The 21518-nt window shown below is 62.3% G+C and carries 14 protein-coding genes and 1 pseudogene; 2 read left to right on the top strand and 13 right to left on the bottom strand.

Annotation, left to right across the window (positions count from 1 at the left end):
- Positions 1-163: 163 nt before the first annotated feature.
- Positions 164-604: a MarR family transcriptional regulator gene (locus NE850_RS09455; protein WP_310698671.1), complete on the bottom strand. Its 441-nt coding sequence runs from the start codon at positions 602-604 to the stop codon at positions 164-166.
- 3 nt (positions 605-607) lie between these two features.
- Positions 608-2521: an FAD-binding monooxygenase gene (locus NE850_RS09450; RefSeq protein ID WP_310698670.1), complete on the bottom strand. Its 1914-nt coding sequence runs from the start codon at positions 2519-2521 to the stop codon at positions 608-610.
- Positions 2522-2703: 182 nt separating this feature from the next.
- Here NE850_RS09450 and NE850_RS09445 point away from each other — a divergent pair.
- Positions 2704-2973: pseudogene (locus tag NE850_RS09445) on the top strand (NAD(P)-dependent oxidoreductase); the annotation flags it as partial.
- Positions 2974-3106: 133 nt separating this feature from the next.
- On the opposite strand, the gene NE850_RS09440 reads toward NE850_RS09445, so the two are convergent.
- From NE850_RS09440 to NE850_RS09390, 11 genes are all read right to left on the bottom strand, one after another.
- A complete protein-coding gene (locus NE850_RS09440) occupies positions 3107-4528 on the bottom strand; it encodes a hypothetical protein (protein ID WP_310698669.1) in 1422 nt (473 codons plus the stop codon).
- Positions 4529-4787: 259 nt separating this feature from the next.
- Complete coding sequence (locus tag NE850_RS09435; protein WP_310698668.1) at positions 4788-10055, bottom strand: hypothetical protein; 5268 nt, start codon at positions 10053-10055, stop codon at positions 4788-4790.
- A gap of 597 nt (positions 10056-10652) precedes the next feature.
- Positions 10653-11678: a glycine betaine/L-proline ABC transporter substrate-binding protein ProX gene (proX, locus tag NE850_RS09430; RefSeq protein WP_310698667.1), complete on the bottom strand. Its 1026-nt coding sequence runs from the start codon at positions 11676-11678 to the stop codon at positions 10653-10655.
- A gap of 130 nt (positions 11679-11808) precedes the next feature.
- Complete coding sequence (locus NE850_RS09425) at positions 11809-12753, bottom strand: proline/glycine betaine ABC transporter permease (RefSeq protein ID WP_007178104.1); 945 nt, start codon at positions 12751-12753, stop codon at positions 11809-11811.
- Positions 12746-13924, bottom strand: a complete 1179-nt coding sequence (locus tag NE850_RS09420) for a glycine betaine/L-proline ABC transporter ATP-binding protein (RefSeq protein WP_007178105.1) — start codon at positions 13922-13924, stop codon at positions 12746-12748. The genes NE850_RS09425 and NE850_RS09420 overlap by 8 nt, the downstream gene beginning before the upstream one ends.
- A 5-nt stretch (positions 13925-13929) precedes the next feature.
- Positions 13930-14289, bottom strand: a complete 360-nt coding sequence (locus tag NE850_RS09415) for an NIPSNAP family protein (protein ID WP_007178106.1) — start codon at positions 14287-14289, stop codon at positions 13930-13932.
- Entirely contained in the window at positions 14286-15128 is an 843-nt protein-coding gene (locus NE850_RS09410) for an alpha/beta fold hydrolase (protein ID WP_007178107.1), read from the bottom strand. The genes NE850_RS09415 and NE850_RS09410 overlap by 4 nt, the downstream gene beginning before the upstream one ends.
- A 3-nt stretch (positions 15129-15131) precedes the next feature.
- Positions 15132-16226 carry an LLM class flavin-dependent oxidoreductase gene (locus tag NE850_RS09405; RefSeq protein ID WP_007178108.1) on the bottom strand — a complete coding sequence of 365 codons (1095 nt, stop codon included), beginning with the start codon at positions 16224-16226 and terminating at the stop codon, positions 15132-15134.
- Positions 16227-16259: 33 nt separating this feature from the next.
- Entirely contained in the window at positions 16260-17771 is a 1512-nt protein-coding gene (locus NE850_RS09400; RefSeq protein ID WP_007178109.1) for an aldehyde dehydrogenase, read from the bottom strand.
- Between the two features lie 26 nt (positions 17772-17797).
- Positions 17798-18781 (bottom strand): flavin reductase family protein, encoded by a 984-nt coding sequence (locus tag NE850_RS09395; RefSeq protein ID WP_007178110.1) that lies wholly within the window; start codon positions 18779-18781, stop codon positions 17798-17800.
- 122 nt (positions 18782-18903) lie between these two features.
- Positions 18904-20715 (bottom strand): helix-turn-helix domain-containing protein, encoded by a 1812-nt coding sequence (locus tag NE850_RS09390; RefSeq protein ID WP_007178111.1) that lies wholly within the window; start codon positions 20713-20715, stop codon positions 18904-18906.
- Between the two features lie 144 nt (positions 20716-20859).
- On the opposite strand from NE850_RS09390, the gene NE850_RS09385 reads away from it, so the two are divergent.
- On the top strand, positions 20860-21450 hold the full coding sequence (locus NE850_RS09385) for an amino acid synthesis family protein (protein ID WP_165189144.1): 591 nt from the start codon (positions 20860-20862) through the stop codon (positions 21448-21450).
- The last annotated feature ends 68 nt before the right edge of the window (positions 21451-21518 follow it).

Raw genomic sequence — 21518 nt, 5'->3', positions numbered from 1 at the left:
TCAACTCCATTGATGGTCGTGTGTCAGCAAGGACACGCGCGACGACGCCGGTCCCACTTCATACTGGCTACCGGGCCGGGTATGGGAGGCCGTGTCATTCGTCCCCTGACAAGGTAACGAAAGTACGGCACCGAAAAGTTTTGCGGGTTCGCGAATGAACGCGCTATTCGTCGAGCGGCAGGAGCGCCATCAGCAGGCGCCGCAATTCGCGGCCTTCTGCCGGTGTCAGCTTCGCGATCAGGATACGCTCCACCTGTTCGACACGCGGCCGCAATGTGGACAATTGCTTCTTGCCCGCAGGTGTGAGGAACAGTACGTAGCTGCGTTTGTCGACGGGATCGTCGGATCGTTCGATCAATTCATTCCGAACCATGCGTGCGACGAGATCGGCGATGGTCGAGCGGTCCACGTCGAGTTCGTCGCCTAGCTGGCGCTGATTGACACCCGGTGTCATATGCAGGATTTCAAGCGCCGCGTATTGGACGCTCGTCAGCTCGGTGGACACCTCGCTCTGCCAAATAGCCAGATGCCGCTGTTGCGCGCGGCGAACCAGACTGCCAGTGAATCTGGAAGGCGCGTCGGGGTGATCGAGTTTGGTCGGCACTGTTCAGCGGTTCTGCGAAATGGAACTGGTTAGGAAAATGGGCCGCAGGAACGCGTTCAGGTCGTCGAAAGCGTCGAGCGGAAGCACATGCGCCACGTACTGATCGGGACGGACGACGACGAGCGCACCCCGTTTGCGGTCTATACCGCGTTGATCGAAGATATCAGCCGACGCGTCGATCGTAAATGCCTTCTCGTAATCGATCAGTCCGTATCGCCCCTTGCGCGGCAACAACGACGCATGCAGATCCTGCAGTCGTACTTCGCGATGTGGCTTTTGCAGCACGGCGCGCAAATCGAAGACGCTGTCCACATCGGCATCGTCCGGCGTGCTGATGCGCACGATGGATTCAGGCGACATGACGAGATGATCGCAAAATGCATCGAGCGCCTTTCCGCTTGCATCCGAGAAAGCATAGAGACGCCAGCGGCCATCGGCGCGCGCCGCGTGACCGAGGTGCATCGCCCTTGCATCGGCGATGCGAACGACGGGCGACGAATGAAAGCGCGTGCCGATCGCGAAGCCGCTCGCCAGCGACTGATACGCCGATTCACCCGTCAGCACGCCCGGCGAATAGCGGGTTGCCACGCCCGCCGTATACCGGCCCGCACGTACGAAATAAGCCTGAAGTTCCGCGGGATCGACACCACCCGCCTCGGGATGAGCGGGGTCTTTCGGCGGAGCGGCCATCATCGCCGACCATTCCTTGTCGAAGTCGATCAGTTCTTGCGCGACGGGCTGCCGTTCATCCGAATACGTGCGCAGCAGGTTCGCGTCGCTGCGTCCCTGAAGGACTGCACCGAGCTTCCAGCCGAGATTGAAACCGTCCTGCATCGATACGTTCATACCCTGACCCGCCTTCGCGCTGTGCGTATGACACGCGTCACCCGCGATGAACACGCGCGGCTCACGCGAGGTTCCGTCGCTCGCGATGGCATCGTCGAAACGCCCGGTCAGACGTTGACCCACTTCATAGACCGAGAACCACGCGACTTCTTTGACATCCAGCGAATACGGATGAAGAATGTTCCGCGCGGTCTGGATAATGCGCTCGACGGTGGTCTGTTTGATGGTGTCGCGATTGCCCGGCGTGACTTCGCCAAGATCGACGTAAAAGCGCACGAGATAGCCGCCTTCCCGCGGGATGATGAGCAGATTGCCCTTGCTGGCCGACTGGATCGCCGACTTGAGGCGAATGTCCGGGAAATTGGTAACGGCGAGCGCATCCATCACGCCCCACGCGTGGTTGGCGGCGTCACCATTCAGCGTCTGCCCGATGGCCGTACGCACGCGGCTTCGGGCGCCGTCGCAACCCACCACATAACGCGCACGCACCGTAACCTCTTCGCCAAGCCGCGCCGCATCCGTTCGGCGCAATGTGACGCACACCGGATATTTGTCGGAGGCGTCGCGCGTCATATCGACGAACTCAAGATCGTAATCCGGTTCGAGCCGATGCGAGGACCGGCGCATCAGATCGAGCAGATACTCCTGCACGCGCGCCTGATTCACGATGACGTGCGGAAACTCCGACAAACCTGATTCGGTATCCTGAACACGTCCGGTACGGCGGATCGCGCCACGATCATCGGCGTCCGGTCTCCAGAAGACAGTCTCGTTGACCCAGTACGCTTCGCGCAACATGCGCTCGGCGAGTCCGAAAGCATTGAACATTTCGACCGTGCGGCAGGCGACGCCATCTGCCTGCCCCATCAACAACGGCCCCGATCGACGTTCGACGATGCGCGTCGTAATCGACTGAAACTGCGACAACTGGGCCGCGAGCACGAGCCCCGCCGGACCGCTGCCCACGATGAGCACATCGACCGCATCCGGCATGTCGACGCGGGGTGCGCCTACGGCGGCCGGTTCGATCATCGGGTCGTCTGTGCGAAAACCGTTGAGATGAAATTGCATGATGTCGTCTCCTGTTTAGCCTCAACTGCATTGGCCACGAATATACTCCGTACACCAACCATTTCCAAGAGTTTCTGTGCGTTCTTACGTTTACCCTGATATCGAAATGCGCTCGACTCAGCCGCAGGCCGCACGGATGAATTCAGGTACGGGGACAGCTTTCAGACGCCCGTCGGCCCAAGGGCGCGGTCTTTGTCAACGCGGTGCGTGGCGGTCTGGTGGACGAAGACGCGCTCTATGAAGCCCTGATCTCGGGACATCTGTTCAGCGCGGGTCTGGACGTATACCGGAGCGAGCCCAACGTCGACAAGCGCTTCGCGGAACTGGACAACGTGTTCCTGACGCCCCATATGGCCAGCGCCACGATCGAGACCCGAGGCCAGATGGGGTTTACGGCGCTAGACAATGTCGCCGCCGTCCTGGATGGGCGGCCCGCCTTGAATCCTGTCTAGCACGGCGCTTTTTTCGGGATCGTGAGACTGCCAACTGACTCTCCCACCCCTCTGTTCACGCCGCTTCGGCCAGCATCGAGTGACGACAGTCCGCCGCGGCGCACCGGCACGCGTACTGCGCCCGGACATGTATTTAACTTGCTTTTGGTGGCTGCCAGCCCAAAACAGGTCCGACATACACCGAGATACCGTAGGCAAATGAATCCTGCTTATAAGGAGCGCCACAATAGAGGACAGCCACGCATTCTTTTGCGAGCATTTTGTAAATGCCATTTTCAGTTCCACAACTGTACAGCAACGCGACACTGAAAAGTTCCTCGCCGTGGGAAGCATCGACGGTCATATAGAGCGCCTCATCGTCGGGCTCGTTGACTTTCACATTCCAACCAGCATCGCGTAAAGGCCGAACCAAATCAGTCATACATTGCTGGGAAAGAAGCCCCTTACGGAGCAGGACGCCATTGTCTGCTGGCAATGGAGGAACCAAGCGCCCATGTTTTCGAAAATGATCCTGTTCGGCGAGCTTCAACTTCATCTGAACATCGCCCCGAAGCAGCGCCTGTTGCCAAAGCAGGGTGCTGTCGTCATTCATGCCAGGGAGAAAAAACGAGACGCTATGAGAGGCATCGTACCAGGATTCGATGGCCGCAAGTGTCGCAAGCGCGACCACCATCCGAGCGAAATTCGCCGGTTGCTGCCATGACGCCGCGGTGCCGTGTGCAAACATGTGCCGATTCAGCCAGGTCACCCCCCGGTATTCGTCGGTATTGCAGAAAAAATGGTTCTTGAGCCACCTCCGAAATGTCTCAAAGGCGAAAACACGCTCGTCCTGCCCGAATAGATAGTCACAAGTCTTATATTCTGGCGGCACCCACATATGGTCAAAATGTAGTTGTGCAGCAGTTTCGATCGCACGGTTCACTGCATGATCAATCTTGTCCGGCGCAGTAGCCTTAGTCCCCAGATCAGAAACAATTCTTGTCAGACTGCCTTCCATCGCCGGGATCAACGCTCCGACACTGGTGGCCCAATAGCCGCTATATGCCCCTAGATAAGCTTCCCGCGCCAACGGCACGATCTCTTTAAGGCTGCGAGCGAGAGGCAAGATCTGTTCGATGCAAACCGCCTGGAAGGCCAACGTATAAAGCGTTGACGTGTGATATTTGAAAAGATCGAGCGCTCGCGCTCTCGTCACATGTTTGACGGAAGCAAGTAGCTTGGAGATTTCACCCATCGGTAGCCATAGCGGCATAAACCACTCGACCTTGTCCCAAAGAGCGGCTTGATCGTCGTGTTGTTTTCGCCGTATTTGCCAGTTTTCATCGCCGGAAACCGGAATGGTCGGGAAGCATGCTTTGCCACCTTCGACGGTCAGGACAATACACGACGTCGTATGGAAAGCGCCGACGTCTGCAAGCTTCGCGACCGGATTGATGAGCCGCTTGTCAGTAGCCCATTTTTCAATGAGTTCCGGTGTCAAGGCGTTCAGCGACGTCTCATTAAGCGCGCGCCGCCAAATTCCACTGAATTTGTCCTCGATATTGGAGAAAGACATTGAACCCATCCAAAGTGCAATCGTCGTTAATTTTGTTCAGCAATTTACCACCGGTTTCTGGACACGGCTGTCGCCGTGCAAGCGACCAAACGAACGTCCGTTCCACCTTGAAAGCGGCCCGGTATGTCGTACCGAGTCGACCGGCCGCAGTCGCTTGGGGTCGTTTGTCGTTGGCAGTAGCCACCCAATTGCAAACATTGAGATTTGAGTGGCGAAAGAGCGTTCGTCACGCCGACCACGTGATGCCTGTTCTCGACCACTATCGCAGCTGCTTAATGCGCTCTTGAAGAGCCAGGGCGGTTGGGATGTTCATAGCTGCAAGTGCAGCAGCTATCTCGACAAGTGCCTGGCGCGCCTGGGGGTGTTGCGACAGGGCCTGCGCATCAGAACTCAATGCCGCAGCCACCAGCGCTACCAATGCGTCGCCCGTACCCTCACGGTACCAGCGACTGGAAGGCTCGCGCTCCTTCAGCATGGCGGCGAGCCAGCGAAGCCCGTCAAGCCGAAGTGGGGCTCCGAATTGTGTCGTCAGGAAGTGGCAGAAACGGGTGACGCATTCTTCGTCGCGAGCCAGGTTCGCAGCGGCCCAGCGTTCGTAGAAATCCTTCATCCGCAGAGCCGCGCCCGGGTGCAACCGGGACAGGGCATCCTCGCTCCCGAAACCAAGCAGGTCGCAAATCAAGCGCAAGCCGTGAAACCATAGGCCAGGTTGAGACCAATCAGCTGCGAGGCCGTATTCCGCGGTCGCCCGCCAGACGCGCTCGAATGCCATGGGGTCGTCACCTTTCCCGAGGCGCAGGAACAAGCCGCGAATGAAGTGCTGCAGCGCGTAGTGTGCGGCAGGACCGTGGGCGAGAACAGGCTCCCAAACCGAGCGATCTCCTCCTGCGGGCGCCGCAATCGACAGAGTTCCGAGCTTCAGAAGGATGTCGTAGCCGAGGTTTTGGCTCGGCAAGTCGTACTCGCCATGCTTCTTCCTGCGTGCCTTGGCGCGCGTGGCGTCGTAATCCCAGATGCGCAGCGCCAAGCGCGTGTCGAGATCGCGATCGCCAGTGCCACTGCCTTCGATGAGCCAGTTAAACAGGACTTCGAGGAAGTGGCCGTCTAGCGAACCACCTCGTTCGCGCTCCGGCTTTCCGCGCCAAGCCTGGTCGCCGGCATTGTAGAGCCGCGTGCGGCGCTGGAAGTCCAAACGCTCTAAGCCCGCGACGACGCGCTTGAAATCGAGCTCATCCGGCGTTGCGTTCGGTCCACAGAGTGGAAAGCGCCGCAGCCGTGCGAGCCATACCCTCCAGGCGCGCTCTGCGTCGTCTCCATCGCCGTGGTGCGGAGCAAGCATGATGAGGCCCGACCAGAAGAGCCCGGCGCGGAGCAGCCGCCACCACGCGGTGCCAAGCTGCTCTCGATTGGCGTAAGCGACGTCGACCACAACGGCGGTCGCTCGCGTGTCGCCGCTCGTCAGAAGGCGCAGGACGGAGGTCTCCCATTCCTGACGGCCATCTCCATCGGAAAGCCACAGTTGCATGACCGCGTAGGAGACGAATTTCAGCTCGTCGTGGAGGCTCCCCATGCGCCGCCCGCGAATCTCTTCTCCTGTTGACGCGATCGCCGTCACACCGGCGCGCACGACTTTGAGTGCGTGCTTCTGCGCTTCGGGGTTTCGAGCGAGCCAAGAGCCGCCCAATGCGACGAGCGTGCCGGCTGCAGCGAAACTGCATTTCGATTTCGCGTCCTGATCTTCGCCCTCCGCTCTAGCGTCACACTCGTGAAGCAAATTGAAGAGGTACGAGGCCTCATCGTCAGTGAGCGGTTGGCCGCCTCGAAGCCTCTGCTCGCACTGGTTCGGCATGAGAAGGTACGTGAGGGTTGACGCGCTGTCGGTCTGCCACGACAACACTTCAAGGCGGAGTTCGTCAGGACACACGAAGCCCTTGGTCTCTGCGCCCGTCGCCGGGTCGGTGACGGTATGATAGTTGGCGCGGTCGAGCTCGGCGAAGAGAAGCTTGAACTCCAACGCCTCCTTCAGGTCTTCAGGCAGCGCCCAGGTCGGCAGCAGCGCTTGAAGACGTCGCGCAACGTCGCCATCGGCCAACAGGAGTTCGACAACGACATTGAGGAAGTTCTGCTGGCGATGAGGCGCTAGGGTCCAATCACGCGCGAAGTCGAATATAGTCTGGCCGCCCTGGAGCCAGCTCCACCCGATGAAGTTGTAGCTAACCTGCTTCACGCGAACGCGGTCCCAATAGAACAGGTTCGGAAACGTCATCAGGGCCGCGAGGGGACCCGTCAGCAACGACGGCCGATACTTGGCGACGTTGATGAGTACACTGACGAGCGCCGCAGAATTTCCCTCCCCGAGTATCCTCTCGATATCAGCGGTGATGTCCTCACCCGCGTCGAGCCGTAGCATAAGCCAGCGCTCCAACGCATCGAGAGCGCAGAACAGATTTCCGTTGTGCATATCATTGGACTGCGGCCAACCGAATACCTGCCACCAGCCAGGGAAAGTCTTCTCTGATCCGTCCGCAAATTGCAGTTTTACCCCGGGAGCCTCCCCGGTTTGACCCTTCATGACCTCGGCCACCCAGCGCTCCGTGCAAAAGTTCACCAGCGCGATGAGCGAAGTGAGCGCCATTTCCGGGACTAGCTGGAAGAAGGGGAAGAACGGGCTCTTCCAGAAGGCCGTCGGGTAAGCGTCCTGGGAATATTCGAGGCCGAGATCCACTTCGAATCGCCCGGACCCGTACTCTCGTTCCGGCTGGTCTTCGATAATGAGGGCGAGCAGGACTTCGGCTGCCAGTTCAGGCTGCGCCTGCATCAGGGACTGGATGCCGTTCTCCTTAATGCAGGCGGTCCGGAAATCCATGTCGACCTTGTCGCGGGCTCCTAGTGGCCAAGGCGGCAATCGCTCGCGGAACGATCCGAGGGAGCGCGGCATCTGCTCCCGTTCTTCGTGCCGCGCCTTGTATTGGGTATCGGTCTTTAGACGCTCGGCGTGCGCCTTCGCCTTCTGTAGCCGAACCTCGGCGATGCGCCGTTTGACGTCAGCGTCGACCTCTCGGCGTCCCGCGAGTTCGAGCGCCCAGTTCCCAACCTCGGTCGGCAGGTCTGCCGCGCCAGCCAGTGGCGCGGTGTCCAGCAACGGCTCACGCATCAGGTACATCACGCCGTGGCCCTTCTCGACCTGCACGGTCCGAGCCATGGCGAGCGCCATCTCCGCCATCTCCAGGCGGAAAGGCATCGGATTGCCGTTGCTCAGCGTGTGAGGCGTCTTCGTCAGCCAAGTCTCGATGACCTTCGCGAGAGCAGATGAAACCAGCCCAGCCAGTCGCTCCCGCTGCGCGATGAGGAAGCGGAGAACGGGCGGCCAACGGCCGAAGACAATCGAGCGGTACTGCGCTTCCATGTACAAGCCGACCGCCGTGCTCAGTACCATTCCGCCGCCGGTCGGCACCGTCGCGATGTGGTGGAAGCGCAGAAGCAGCCGCGTGAAGTGTTTCGCGCCATTGCCGAGCAGGAGGTCGACGCGTTCGGTCAGGAAGCGTTCGGCCTCGGGGTCCAGGCAGAGCGCGTCAAGGAGAATATCGCCAGCTAACTCGTTCTTCGCGGCCTCCGCGAGCCTGAAAGCGACGTCCCAAGCCGTGCCAGTCTCGGCCGGCTGTCGCAGCAGGAACTGGCCCAGCATCCGGAGCGCGTTCGTCCAGAGCGGATTGCCGGCCAGGGCGGCCCACTGCGGCGTGTCAGTCCCAATCTGCTTCAGGAACTGGAAGCGCGCCCAATCCGCCGCGAGATCGTGCTCGAACTCGATGCGGTTGGTCCGCTCGTTCAGGCGCAGCGGAAGCTCGTCGGACCGTTGCGTGAACGTCGTCGTGTCGGTCGGCTCCAAGTCGGTCAGCGCGAAGCTGCGCTCGAACGATGCTTCTCGCTGGGCGAGGCGCATCATCAACGCCTGCACGTCGACGCGGTCCTTCGTCCAATACTTCCAGAGGCGGTCGGCGATAGCGGTGTGAGACGCCAGTCCACCGGCGTTCGCCCCCAGCGCCTCCCCCGCTTTGATGACCCATGCCAATGTCCGCAGGTTCGTCAATGCCGCAATGGTGTCGTCATGTGCGGCCAACCAACCCAAGGTGGGCGAAGGCAGTAGAGCCAGCTTCACAGCATCGCTTTTGAGCGTTTCGACCTCGACGAGATGCGCTTTCCGCCCGCCGAGTATCGTCTCTTCGCCTTCGCTCCAACTCTGCGTCTGCGTGACGATGACGACCCGCCAGGCGCCCTCGATCTCTTCGCCGTCCCTCGGCAGGATAGCCCGAAGCAGTTGGCGGACGACGACGAACTCGCTGGCCTCGATGTGTTCCGCAGAGTCGATGACCAGTACGTTCTGCGGCGTCACCGTGGCGTTTAGCACCAGAGAGAGTTCGTGCGCCAGAGGGAGGGCGCCGCGGCGCGCGGCGCTAAGCGCCGTCTTCAATGCTTCCGGACCGAACCACACCTGGTTCCAGGACGGGTACGCACCGTCCAACACAGACTTGACCAGCGCCGACTTGCCCGAACCCGACTCCCCGAAGACTACCGTGACCAGGTGGTCGGCGATAGTTGCCTGGAGCGACGCCCTCTCCGCTGTCCGCGGGACGACGTAGCCAGACGGTAACTCCGTCTCTATCCGCGTCTTGTGGTCCGCTGTGATGTTGAAGAGTGTCTCCCAATCACGGTCGAAGTCCGGATGATGGCGGAGGCCGAACCGGCCCCGGAGCAAGGACAACAGATCCGGGACGGTGATGGTCCCGCTGCGAAGGCGCACCTCCTTCGCAACGTTAATAAGGCCCTCCCAAAGAGCCTGCGCTTCGTCGTCACGGCCGGACGCGAGCAAGCGACGGCATTGCGTGATGGCCTGTGTCTCGTTCTCGGAGTGCGCGAACTGCAAGTCGGTCGGCAGCACGTACAAGCGGCGAATGAGCTCGACGGTCTCCTCGTCGGACGCGCCGCCGGGCTTCCGAACGCTGTCGAAGATGCCGGACTGCCTGGTGTTGCTGCGGATGCGGCTCATAGCGAGCGAGGAATCCGTGCCGCTGCACGCGTTCTTCACTTCTGTCCACGCCGGAGCGAACGCCTGATGGGTGCCGCGTGTGACCAAACCCAGCCCGTCGGCCGCGCGGTCGAACGGCCCCTCCGGGTCACGCCACTGTTCCCAAGCGCACGTCACGAAGTCAGCGGGGAGGCCGGCTGCGGTCACCTGCAAATTGCCCTTCGCCGAGATCGCAAGCCGCCGCGGCGCGAGGGAGCCTTGGGCCGTCAGCAGCAGGTCGTCGATGCGCCACCCCAAGGTCGAGACTTGGGCTTGGACCTGCGCGACCACGCCGCCGATACCCGGTGCCTGCTCACCTGACAGGGCTCTCACTAACTGCCAGGCGCTTATCAGGTCCTCAAACTCGAAGCCGGCGCCGCTCGTCGACCGCAGCGTCGCGGGCGCGCGTCTCGCGCTGCCGCGGCGAAGCGCTTTTGGCTTCGATGTGTTCTTAGACGAAGCCATTAGCTTCCGAGTGCCTGTAGCTCTGGATTATCGCCATATCTGTCCGCGAGAAGCAGGGGGCGCAGGCTCCTCGCAGCCTTATGATGGGCTTGATACACATTGTACGTCCCCGATTGCTGGTTCAGCACCATTCACTGAATTGCACCGGCAAAGTGTACCGCCGAGGAGGTGCCGAAACCACCGCGCCTGCAGCCAAAACCTGAGGTGTGCACCCGGAACAGACCTTCGGAACGTCTCCAAAGGGTCCGACTCAGTACCATGTTTTGTTTAATCATCCAGTAAACCGTTGCCGCCAGAGCGTTACGGCTATGGAACGCTCAACATATGCTTTATCCAAAAATTGATTTAAGCGAAATCACATTTAAAATCAAAGCTATACGTATAAGATAAAACAATCTCAGCTTTTGTTTTATTTCCGTAAATTGTGGCAGGCTTTTGGTTTATTCAGCGCCTGCCGAACAGCACTGGGCCCCCGATCTAACGTTCAACTTTTGGTTTATTTTCTGTCGACTTTTGCTTCATTTGTCAGAATCCGACTGTTCAGTGAGACCCGCTCACGCCCGAATGGCACCCATCAGCGCGACACGAATCCTGCAGTCACTTTACCTGACTCGCAACCGAGACCCACTGGTCGAACTGCGCCTTGTTCTGCGTCATCCAGTCGGTCGCGAGCTTCGTGACGAGTGCCTGCGAACCGCCGTTCCTGCTGATTGCGTATTCCCACGACGACCACGTGGATGAAGGAAACTTCATCTGCTCGATCAACGAGCGGACCGCCGGATTCGCCGCGATGAACGCGCGATTCGCGACCGCACCCCAGTTCCACGACGCCATCGCCATCCGGCATGGATCGGCGTTGCCCGCGCAGCCCTGCACGCCGTTGACCAGCGACGAACCGGTGTTCGGCACGTTCGGCGGCAGCGCGGCCTCCGGCGTGGGCAGCCAGACAACGTCCTTGCCCGGCACCAGCGCGTTGACCGTCCACGATGGACTCCAGGCATAGAAAAACGCCGGCTTGCCCTGCTTGACGCGCGCGATCGTATCGACCATCAATGCTTCGTATTTGCCGCGTACCGAGTGAACGGTATTCTGCAAACCGAAGTGCTCCAATTGATAGTCCACGACGTCGCCGCAGCTCCAGCCCGGATCGCAACTGATCAATTGCGCCTTGCCGTCGGAGCCGAAGAGCGCGGCCAGCTTCGGATCTTTCAACTGCGCGAGGTTCGTGATCTTGTAGGCATCGGCGGTCCTCTTGTCGATCAGATAGCCGTTGATGCCACCACCGATGATCATCCCGCTGCCGACAACCTGCGCGTCTTTCTGAACGGCCCGGAACGCGAGTTCGCGTTGCGGAAAGTTCACGTCTGTCGCGAGATCCTCGTCACCCTGCGCCGCCGCCTGGAAGAACAGTGTTGTGTTCATCGTCGTCAGTTTCACGCCGTAGCCGAGATTCTTCATTGCCTGCATCACGATCTGCGTCGCGACGTAATTGCCTCCGAAGCTATCGCCTTGCGCGTAGTTGACCGTCTTCCCTTTGCCGGGCATGCTCTGCGCGAATGCGGGCACGCCCGTCGCCATCATCACCGCCAGCGCTACCGCGCCGCATGCTGCTAACGTCTTCATCAAGCCACTCCTGCGTTCAGATACGATTGTCGATATGCTGGATTGGCCCGGCGTCATCTGCCGGTGCCGGTTACTGCGGATACTCTGCAAGGGGCACGGCCGCCGGCACACGGCGGGCGCGATCGAGCGGCTACAGCGCTTCCTTAGGGCTGCGCTCTTCAGGTAGCGCGCCCGCCGTATCGCCGCGGCCGCCGCGAATCAGCCGGGCCATTGCGTCGCGCAGCGCGCCGCCACCCGGCTGCGAGCGCGCGAGCTTTTGCGTGACGCGGTCTAGCATCATCGCGAGGAGCACGATCGCGATGCCGCCGATCGCGGCCTGGCCCACATCCAGACGGCCGAGCCCTTGCAACACCACGAGCCCGAGCCCTTCGGCGCCGATCATCGAGATCACGACCGACATCACCATCGCGGTGAGCACCGTCTGGTTCAGGCCGCCGAGAATGGTCGGTACCGCAAGCGGCAACTGCACTTCCCACAGCAACTGGCGGCGGTCCGCCCCGAACGCGAGGCCGGCTTCGACCAGTTCGTGATCGACCATCCGGATACCGAGATTCGTAAAGCGGATGAGCGGCGGCATGGCTGCGATGACCACGGCGACCTCTCCTGGCACCGTGCCGACACCGAACAGCATCACGACTGGTACGAGATAAACGAAGGTAGGCGTGGTCTGCATGATGTCGAGGATCGGCTGCACGATGCGCCACACGCGTTCGCTACGTGCGCACGCCACGCCGACCGGGATGCCGATCACGGCGCAGAACACGATTGCCGTGACGATTAGCGCGATTGTCGTGATGGCGTCGGACCACACGCCCAGCACGGCGATAACGACAAGCCCGATCAGCGTGAATGCGGCGATTGCCTTGCCGGCGACGCGCCAGACAACCAATGCGCAGACGAGCACGAAGATCGGGAACGGCACCGCATGCAGTGCGTCGATGTTTGCTTCGAGCAGCTTCTGGATCGGCCACTTGATGACGAGGAAGATCGGGCGCAGATTTAGTGCGATCCACTGGATTGCGGTCTGGATCCACTGCGCGACCGGAAGCACCGCAAGGTCGTCGGCTTTAAACATGTTTGACTCCGTTGGCGCCGCCTGCGCCGATGTGTGCGAGGACACGCCCCGCTTCCAGCCGGCCGACGAGCCGGCCTGATTCGTCGAGTATGCCTACGGCGCGTGCATTGCCGAAGTGCGCGGCAACGTCTATCAGGCGCGTATTGGCCGGAACGCAGGCGAACATGGAGTCGAGCGACGGCAGCGCGGCACCGCCGCGCAGCGCATCGAGCTGCTGGTCGCTCACTGTTCCGATCACGCGCGAATCGGCATCGATCACGAATGCCGGCCCGGGTTCGTCGCAGCCAAGGACGGTCCAGCCGTCGCGTTGCACGATCGGCACGAGCGACGTCATTGAAGAACCGGCGCTGAAGAGGCGCGCGCGGTCGACGTCGCGCGTGAACGCGGCGACGTAATCGCTGCCCGGCTCCATGACGATCGATTGCGGCGTGCCCTCGCGAACCAGCTTGCCCTCCGACATGATCGCGATGCGCGTGCCGAGTTTCAGCGCCTCCTGAAAGTCATGCGTGATGAACAGAATCGTCTTGTTCAGCGTACGCTGCAGCCGCAGTAGCTCGTCCTGCATTTCCGAGCGGATCAGCGGATCGAGCGCACTGAACGCCTCGTCCATGATCAGGATATCGGCGTCCGTCGCGAGCGCGCGGGCGAGCCCCACGCGCTGGCGCATCCCGCCGCTCAGTTCGTGTGGCATCTTGCCTGCCCAGTGCGCAAGGCCGACCACTTCCAGCATGTGCTCGGCCCGCTTGCGCCGCGCTGCGGCCGCCATGCCGCGCAACTTCAGGCCGAACTCGACGTTCTCGATGACACGCCGGTTCGGCAGCAACGCGAAATGCTGGAACACCATTGAAATACGGTTGCGCCGCACGCCGCGCAGCGCGGACTCGTCGAGCGTGCAGATATCCGTGTCGTCGAGCAGGATGCGGCCCGCGCTGGGCTCGTTCAGACGGTTCACGCAGCGCGCGAGCGTCGATTTGCCTGAGCCGGACAGCCCCATGATCATGTACATCGCGCCGGCAGGCACCGACAGCGATACGTCGTCGAGGCCGACAGCCTGACCCGTGTCGCGCAAGACGTCGGCCTTGGTCGCGCCGTTGCGGAGCATCTCGAGCGCGCGTTCGGGGCGCTCGGAGAAAACCTTGTACAGGTGCTCGATTTTCAGGCGTTCGGTCATGAGATTCACTCCCTCGGTAGATCGGACCGCCCGGCCCGATCGGACAACACATGTTGCAACGGCGAAAACGCGGTCGGCACCAGAATACGGTTCTCCGCCTGCTCGATCAGTTCCGAGAGCCGCGGAATGAATTCCTGCCAGCGCGGATCCGCAGCGAGCTGCTGACGGCGCACCCGGCGATCCTCGAGATCGGCATAGCCCCACCAGTGCACGACCTGGCTCAGCGCGCCGATTTCCGTTGTGAAGTAACCGAGCAGATTACCGAGAACAGGCTGCTGGAGCGGTAGCCCTTCGTCCTGCACGAGTTTCAGGTAGCGGCTCATGCAGCCGTTGCGAATCCGGTAGATGCGCTCCTCGACGATCATCGCGCGGCCTCCTCGGGTTCGAGCAAAAATTCACGCATCAGCGCGGCGACGGTATCGGGCGCTTCGTTCAGGATCGAGTGCCGCAGGTTCGGCAGGATCGCGAGCCGCGAGTCCGGAATGCACTCGTGCATGTAGCGCGCCATTCGCGGGTTCGAGCCCTGGTCGTCCTCGCCCGTCGCGATCAGCGTCGGTGCCGCGATCTGGTCGATCAGGCCGCCGAAATCGGTGTGCGCGAACAGGCGATAGGCGGCCGCATAGCAGTCCGGATCGTTCTGCGCGTTGCGGCGGCGCAGCTCGGCGACGAAAGCCGGGTGCTTCGCCTGAAAATCCTCGGTCAGCCAGCGCGATAGCGACGCGTCGTAGTGCGAACCCCGCTCTCCCGCCTCGAGCGCCGCGAGCCGGGCGAGCACACGCGCGCGTTCGTCGGCGCTTCGCCCGGCGACTGTCGATAGCAGCACCAGGCGCCGCAGCCGTTGCGGATGGCTGAGTGCGAGCCGCTGCGCGATCAGGCCACCGAGCGAGAAGCCCGCGAGATCGAACCGCCCGAAACCGGCTTGATCGGCGAGCGCCAGCACGTCGCGGACGAAGTCGTCGATCGCATAGCGGCCTTGGACCCGCGATGACCGGCCGTGGCCGCGCAGGTCGAAGGTTAGCACGCGAAAATCAGCGCCGAGCGCGTTGATCGTCTGCTGCCATGCTTCGAGATACGAACCGACGCCGTGGATGCAGACGAGTTCGCGCGGCCCGTCGCCTTGCAGCCGGTAATTCAGCACGACATCGCCGAGCGTCAGCGTACCTTCGACGGCCGAAGGCGGTGCATCCGGGAGAGCGTCGAGCATGGCCTAGACTCCCGCAGCCGCTGCGTTCAGCGCCGTGTCTGAGGCGCGTTCGCCATCGCGGTCAGCGAAATGAGGCATGACTTCGTCGGCGAAGAGGCGCAGCGTTTTCATCTGCAGTTCGAACGGCAAGTTGAAAGACAAGCCGAGACAGAACTGATCGACGCCTTCGTCCTCATAGATCTGAAGCTTGCGGATCACTTCGTCGGGCGTGCCGAACATCAGGTTCTCACGAAGTGCCTTCGGATCGTAGTTCGCCCGGTTGGTTACTGTCTCGTACGGCACGGCTTCGGGGAAGCCGTTGTGCACGGTGCCGATGTTCTGCATCAGGTTCTCGAAATAGCGGCCGTGGTCGACGCTGTGACGCACTGCGGTCTGCCAGTCTTCCGGGCGGTCGTACACGCAGGTGCGGCGTAACATCATGAAGCGCGGGCGCGGCTGCTCCGGGTGATCGGCGAGCGCCTTGCGGAATTTTTCACCGAGCACGGAGACTTCGGACGGCGGCGCGGAAAGCGGTGTGGACAGAATATTGGCGCCGATCCCGACCGCCCAGTCGAAGCTGGCAGGATCGCGAGTGGCGACCCAGATCGGCGGATGCGGCTGCTGCAGCGGTTTAGGCACCGAAGTCGCGAGCGGGAATTTCCAGTAATGACCTTCGTGCGCGTAGTCGCCTTGCCAGAGTTTCCGGACAGCGGGAACCAGCTCCTTCATATACGCGACGCCTTCCTGCTGCGGCATGCCACCCGCCATCCGGTCGAATTCGTACTGGTACGCGCCGCGCGCGATGCCGAATTCGAGGCGGCCATTCGTCAGGTGATCGCACATCGCGGCCTCTCCGGCGAGCCGGATGGGAGACCAGTACGGCGCGACGATAGTCGCCGTGCCGAGCCGGATACGTTCGGTGTGCTGGGCGAGCCACGTGAGAACCGTGAACGGATTCGGTGAGATGGTGCATTCGATCGTGTGATGCTCGGCGGTCCACAGCGTCTCGAAGCCGCCCGCGTCGGCAACGCGCGCAAGCATGAGCAGCTTGTCCCGCACATTGCTCATTGAATCGTCCGGAGAGAAGCGCTCCATGTTGAGTGATACGGCGAATTTCATAAATGCCTCGTGTCGAATGGGGAATCGTCGCGTTTAACGCAAGCGAATGACGAATGGGTCATGCATCGCGCCCGAGTAGTCGAGCACCACGTTCTTGAGCCGGGAGAACTCGCGCATCACCTCGAAGCCGCCGCGCCGGCCATAGCCGCTGTGTTTGAGGCCGCCGTTGGAAGACATGTAGGCCGCCGAGCGATAAGTGTTGATCCAGACGGTGCCGGCGTCGATATCGCGCGCAAAACGCATTGCGCGATCGATGTCGCGTGTCCAGATGCCGGATGCGAGGCCGTATTCGGTGTCGTTCGCGAGCTGCATCAGTTCCTGTTCGTTCGAGAACGGCACGACGCCGACCACCGGGCCGAAGATCTCTTCGCGCATGAAGCGCATCTGGTTGGTCGCCCGGGTCATCACCGTCGGTTCGAAATACCAGCCGTTGCCGAGCGCCGAATCCGCCGGAGCGCGCCCGCCCGCTGCGATCGTCGCGCCTTCCTCGACGCCCGAGGCGACATAGCGCTGAACCTTGTCGAGTTGCGAGGCGAGTGCGAGCGGGCCAATGTCGGTGTCGTCGTGCATCGGATGGCCGACGCGCACGCGCCTCGTGCGCTCGACAAGCGCCTCGACGAATTCGTCATAGATGGATGCCTCGACGAAGCAGCGCGAACCGGCCACGCAGGTCTGGCCGGCCGCGGCGAAGACGCCCGACACGACGCCGTTCACCGTGCGTTCGATCTCCACGTCGCCGAAGATCACATGCGGAGACTTGCCGCCCAGTTCCATCTGGCAGGGCACGAGATTCTGCGCGGCGTTGCCGGCGATCTTGCGGCCCGTAACCGTGCTGCCGGTGAACACGTATTTAGCGACGCCGGGATGGCGCGTCAGCGCGTCGCCAGTCGTCGCGCCGTCGCCCGTCACGACGTTGAACACGCCGGGGGGAATGCCGGCCTCAATCGCGAGTTCGGCGAGTGCGAGGGTCGACGCGGTTGCATGTTCGGACGGCTTCGCGACGATCGTGTTGCCGATCGCGAGACACGGTGCGAGCGTGCCTGTCAGCATCATCAGCGGCGAATTCCACGGAATGATCATGCCGACCACGCCGATCGGCTCGCGCAGGTTGAAGTTCAGCGTATCGAGCTTGTTGACGGGAATCGTGTCACCCTGCATCTTGTCGGCCATGCCCGCGAAATACAGATAGGAATCGGGAATGGCGCGCATCTGTACGCGCATTTCCTTCAGCAGCTTGCCGTTGTCGCGGCATTCGATCATCGCGAGTTCGTCGGCGTGGGCGAGCACCAGCTCACCGAGCTTGCGCACGAGCTTGCCGCGCTCGGTCTGGGTCATTCGCCGCCATGCCGGGTTCTTCAGCGCGGTCTGCGCGGAGCGGACGGCGGCATCCACGTCCGCTGCATCTGACTGGGCGAATTCGTACCAAGGTTGCGCGGTGGTCGGGTCGAAGCTCGGCGCGTATTGGCGGCTGTGCGGCTCGACGAATTGGCCGTCGATGAAATTGCCGGTTCGCGAGCCTTGCAGCGTTGCAACTGTCGTTTTCATGGTTTCCTCTGGAGTTCTGTCGAGATTCACGACTGCACGTGCTGGGCCCAGGGCTGCGCCGCGCCTACCGTCGCAACGCGGCCGCCGTCGGGAGAGCCCATGTAGATCGAGTAACTGCCGCCGCCCGCCGTCTCGCGGACAAAGCGGCGCAACATCGCGCGCATTTCGACCGACTCGATCCTGTCGTATGGAAGACTGTCCGGCGAGAAAAAGCGGAAACCGGGCGGCAAGGTGAGCTCGCCGCGCGCTTCGGCGAGACGCGCGCGGTAGATCAGATAGCCGGAGTCGTGGCCGTCGACATCGAACACCGAATACAGGAACGTCTCGTCGGACACGAGCGAGAGCTCGCCGCCGCCCGCCACGGGCAAACGGCCGTTAACGGGCCGGCGCGGCGCCGTGGGCAGCACCCAGCCGCCCTTCCCGTCGGCAACCAGCAGCACATCGCCCTGCGCCTCGATCAGATAGCCGACGATCATGTCGGTCGACGAGAGCCAGCCTGGGGGCAGCGGATCCTTGACCTGCGCATAGCGCCCGCGGCAAAAGCCGAGCGGCGCGGACGGGCTGGTGCCGAACGCCTGAACGCGCCCGATGAGGATCATGTGATCGCCCGCCTCGACGCGATCATGCATCGAGCAATCGAACCATGTCAGGCAGTCGGTCAGCACGGGTGCGCCGGTGTGGACTACGTCGTGATTGACCGCCGCGAACTTGTCGGTCGCCTTGGAGGCGAACAGATTCGATACATCGGTCTGCGCGTCGCTCAGCAGGTTCACCGCGAACTTGCCGGCGCCGGCGAAAGTGGGATAACTGGATGCGCCCTTGCCCACGCAGACGAGGAGGAGCGGCGGGTCCAGCGACACCGACGCGAACGAGTTGGCCGTCATGCCGCGCGGGTGGCCTTCGGCATCGACCGTCGTGATGACGGTCACGCCTGTGACGAAAGTACCGAAAGCGCGACGCAGCGCGATCGGATCGATGGTGGTTCGGTTATCCGGTACTGCCGCTTGCATGGCCATTCACCTCGAACATCGTTGTGTTGAGTTGAATGTATGTGGCGGAAATTGTGGTGGCTTCCATCGGATCGTAGGAGGGAGCGCCGCGCTTCATCTTCTTTTCACCGGACGCGCAACGGCTAAAGCGCGTTGTGCGCTGCGGCGCCGACGGAGTGCCCGGCATCAAGCAGATTGTGAAGCTGAAGAGCAAGTTCGACCGCGAAGCGCCGTTCCGGCGTCTCGACGTCGATCCCGAAAAGATCGGAGATCCGCGCCAACCGGTAACGCAGCGTGGTGACATGAAGGCCCATCGCGTCCGCGCATGCCTGGCTGCGGCAACCGTGGCGGATATAGGTCGCAAGCGTCTCGATATACGATGCGCGATGCTGCGCATCGTATTCGACGATGTGGCCGATCGTGCCGCTGATAAACGCGCGCACGTCCGACGAATCGGCGGCGCCGATCAGCATCGGCAACGGTCCGAGGTCAGGCACGCTCAGCGCGCCGCTCTTGCCGAACGCCCGCGCTACGCGAATCATCCGCCAGCAGCGGTCCCATTCGTTTGCAAGGGCTTCGAGTCCCACGAACAGATCGCCCGCGACGAGCGTTGGTTCGCCGCCGAGCAAGGTCGTCAGTGCGGCGCACAATTGGCGGGCGAACGCCGTAACGGTTGCGGCCGTGCGGGTCGGTACGTCGGGCAGCAGGCACACGAGGCCGCTGCCAATGGTGATCGGATGAATGAGCAGCTTGTGCTGGGCGGCGAGCATGCTCGCCGCGCGGTGGCATTCCGCGGACCGGTCGAAGGCCCGGTCGTCGCGGCGCGAGTAGTCGATGACGAGCAGCCGGGTGGGCGCGGCGAGCGAGAGGCCGAGCCGGCGCGCACGCTCGATCACGTCCCGCTCGTCGCGCCAGCGGCGCTCGACGATCTCGAGAAACAATTCGGTCAGCGTACGTGTTTCCGACCGGAAGCGGATCACGCTGCGCATCAGCTGCACGCTCATCGCAAACTTGGCGTTCTCGATCGCTATCGTGTGCAGGTCGCCCGGCTCGCGCTCATCGAAACTCAGGAGTGCGCCGACGGTGTCGCCGTCGACCGACAACGGTTCGACGTCAGCATGCAGCGGCAGGCCGGACGGCAGGTCGAAGCGCACGCGCCGAAGCGCGTGCCGCTCGATCGCACCCAGCGCTGTAGAACGGATCTGCCGGCCCGCTTCGCCGTCGAGTAACGTGCGCCACGCCGCGCTGTCGAGCGTGGCGCGGGGCGAGCGCGATGCGAGCAGTTCACCCCCGCAGAAATCGATCACGAGTACGGGCGAATCGAGCAGATCGGCCAGCATCTCGGTCAGCGTGCTCATGGATCCGCCCGCGAGCACTTCCTGCAACATTGCGCCCTGCACGTCGACTACGCGGCGTAGATGTTCGGCGGCCGCCTGCTGCGCGCGTTGCCGGTACGCCCGCTCGATTGCGATTGCGCCCAGATGCACGACGAGCTCCATGAATGCGAGATGTTCCGCCGGCACGTCCACGATTTTGCGCGCCGACACGACGAGCACCATTGGCCGCCCCTCGACGTCGCGGCTCGCCATGGGCAGCACGAGCACGGTGCGATAGCCACGCTCGGCCGCTTCGCGGCGATAGCCGAGAAACTCGGTCGTTTCGAGTGCGTTGCGAATGTAGACCGCCTCGTTGCGCTGCAACGCGACGAGGGCGGGACTCGTGGCGAGTTCCCAGCGGTCCGCGAGCGGCTTTTTGAGTAGCGTCGTGTCGCGCCTCGCGATCACGAGCGCGTCGCCGCGCGAGATGTCGACACTCATGATGGAGCCGAGATCCCAGGAGCCGTGGCGACACGCCAGCTCGATCAGGCTGTGCAGCAGCGTATCGACTTCGGCGTCCGTATTGATCCGGCTGGCGACGTCGCGCAGCGACGACATGAGCGACAACGTGTTCGGCATCGACGGTCCCCTCTTGAATGTGACTGACTATACGACTTATCACAGTGTCAAAAAAGTGATGCATCCACCGGAACAGAGGAAGACGCCCAAATTCGCGCTACTTAGCATGCAAGCCATCGTCATGTCATCCGATGGAGAACGCAGATGGACACGGAAGTACGCAAGATTTCGACTTTTGTCGAGGAAATGTATATCGAAGGCGGGAAGCGCGCGGAACAGCCGATCACCACGGTAGTGGTCGCCGCGGTGCTGCGGAATCCATGGGCGGGTCAGGGTTTTTGCGCGGATCTGCGTCCTGAGATCCTGCGACTCGCACCCGTGCTCGGCGCGGAACTGACACGCCGGCTCGTCGCGGTAATGCCCGCGGAGCGGGTCGAGGCTTACGGCAAAGCCGCCGCCGTCGGCGTGAACGGCGAAATCGAGCACGCGTCCGCGCTGATCCACACGCTGCGCTTTGGCAATATGTTCCGCGAGGCGGTGAACGGCACTGCGTTTCTCAGCTTCACGAACACGCGCGTCGGTCCCGGCGCGATGCTTTCGCTGCCGATGATTCACAAATCCGCCACCGGCCAGCGCTCGCACTTCCTGACGGCGACTTTCCAGATCACCGACGCGCCGGGTCCCGATGAGGTGCTGATCGCGATTGGCGCGGCCGACGGCGGCCGTGCGCATCCGCGGATCGGCGACCGCTTCGTCGACATGGCGGAGATGGAAGGCGAAAAGGCAAACGTCTGAGCACTGCGGCGCCCGTCCACGCCGGCCGGGCGCCGCGTTCTCCCTTGGTCGAATCACCTCGCTCTCAC

This window comes from Paraburkholderia sp. USG1 (genome assembly GCF_031570135.1).
GTDB classification, from domain to species: Bacteria; Pseudomonadota; Gammaproteobacteria; order Burkholderiales; family Burkholderiaceae; genus Paraburkholderia; species Paraburkholderia dioscoreae.
This window is presented reverse-complemented; position numbering and strand designations above follow the sequence as displayed.

What these genes read in the sequence shown, in the direction of transcription:
- NE850_RS09425 (WP_007178104.1), bottom strand. Translation starts at nt 12,753, where the DNA reads ATGTTTAAAGCCGACGACCTTGCGGTGCTTCCGGTCGCGCAGTGGATC.
- NE850_RS09435 (WP_310698668.1), bottom strand. Translation starts at nt 10,055, where the DNA reads ATGGCTTCGTCTAAGAACACATCGAAGCCAAAAGCGCTTCGCCGCGGC.
- NE850_RS09440 (WP_310698669.1), bottom strand. Translation starts at nt 4,528, where the DNA reads ATGTCTTTCTCCAATATCGAGGACAAATTCAGTGGAATTTGGCGGCGC.
- NE850_RS09410 (WP_007178107.1), bottom strand. Translation starts at nt 15,128, where the DNA reads ATGCTCGACGCTCTCCCGGATGCACCGCCTTCGGCCGTCGAAGGTACG.
- NE850_RS09400 (WP_007178109.1), bottom strand. Translation starts at nt 17,771, where the DNA reads ATGAAAACGACAGTTGCAACGCTGCAAGGCTCGCGAACCGGCAATTTC.
- NE850_RS09385 (WP_165189144.1), top strand. Translation starts at nt 20,860, where the DNA reads ATGGACACGGAAGTACGCAAGATTTCGACTTTTGTCGAGGAAATGTAT.
- NE850_RS09415 (WP_007178106.1), bottom strand. Translation starts at nt 14,289, where the DNA reads ATGATCGTCGAGGAGCGCATCTACCGGATTCGCAACGGCTGCATGAGC.
- NE850_RS09395 (WP_007178110.1), bottom strand. Translation starts at nt 18,781, where the DNA reads ATGCAAGCGGCAGTACCGGATAACCGAACCACCATCGATCCGATCGCG.
- NE850_RS09450 (WP_310698670.1), bottom strand. Translation starts at nt 2,521, where the DNA reads ATGCAATTTCATCTCAACGGTTTTCGCACAGACGACCCGATGATCGAA.
- NE850_RS09420 (WP_007178105.1), bottom strand. Translation starts at nt 13,924, where the DNA reads ATGACCGAACGCCTGAAAATCGAGCACCTGTACAAGGTTTTCTCCGAG.
- proX (WP_310698667.1), bottom strand. Translation starts at nt 11,678, where the DNA reads ATGAAGACGTTAGCAGCATGCGGCGCGGTAGCGCTGGCGGTGATGATG.
- NE850_RS09405 (WP_007178108.1), bottom strand. Translation starts at nt 16,226, where the DNA reads ATGAAATTCGCCGTATCACTCAACATGGAGCGCTTCTCTCCGGACGAT.
- NE850_RS09390 (WP_007178111.1), bottom strand. Translation starts at nt 20,715, where the DNA reads ATGCCGAACACGTTGTCGCTCATGTCGTCGCTGCGCGACGTCGCCAGC.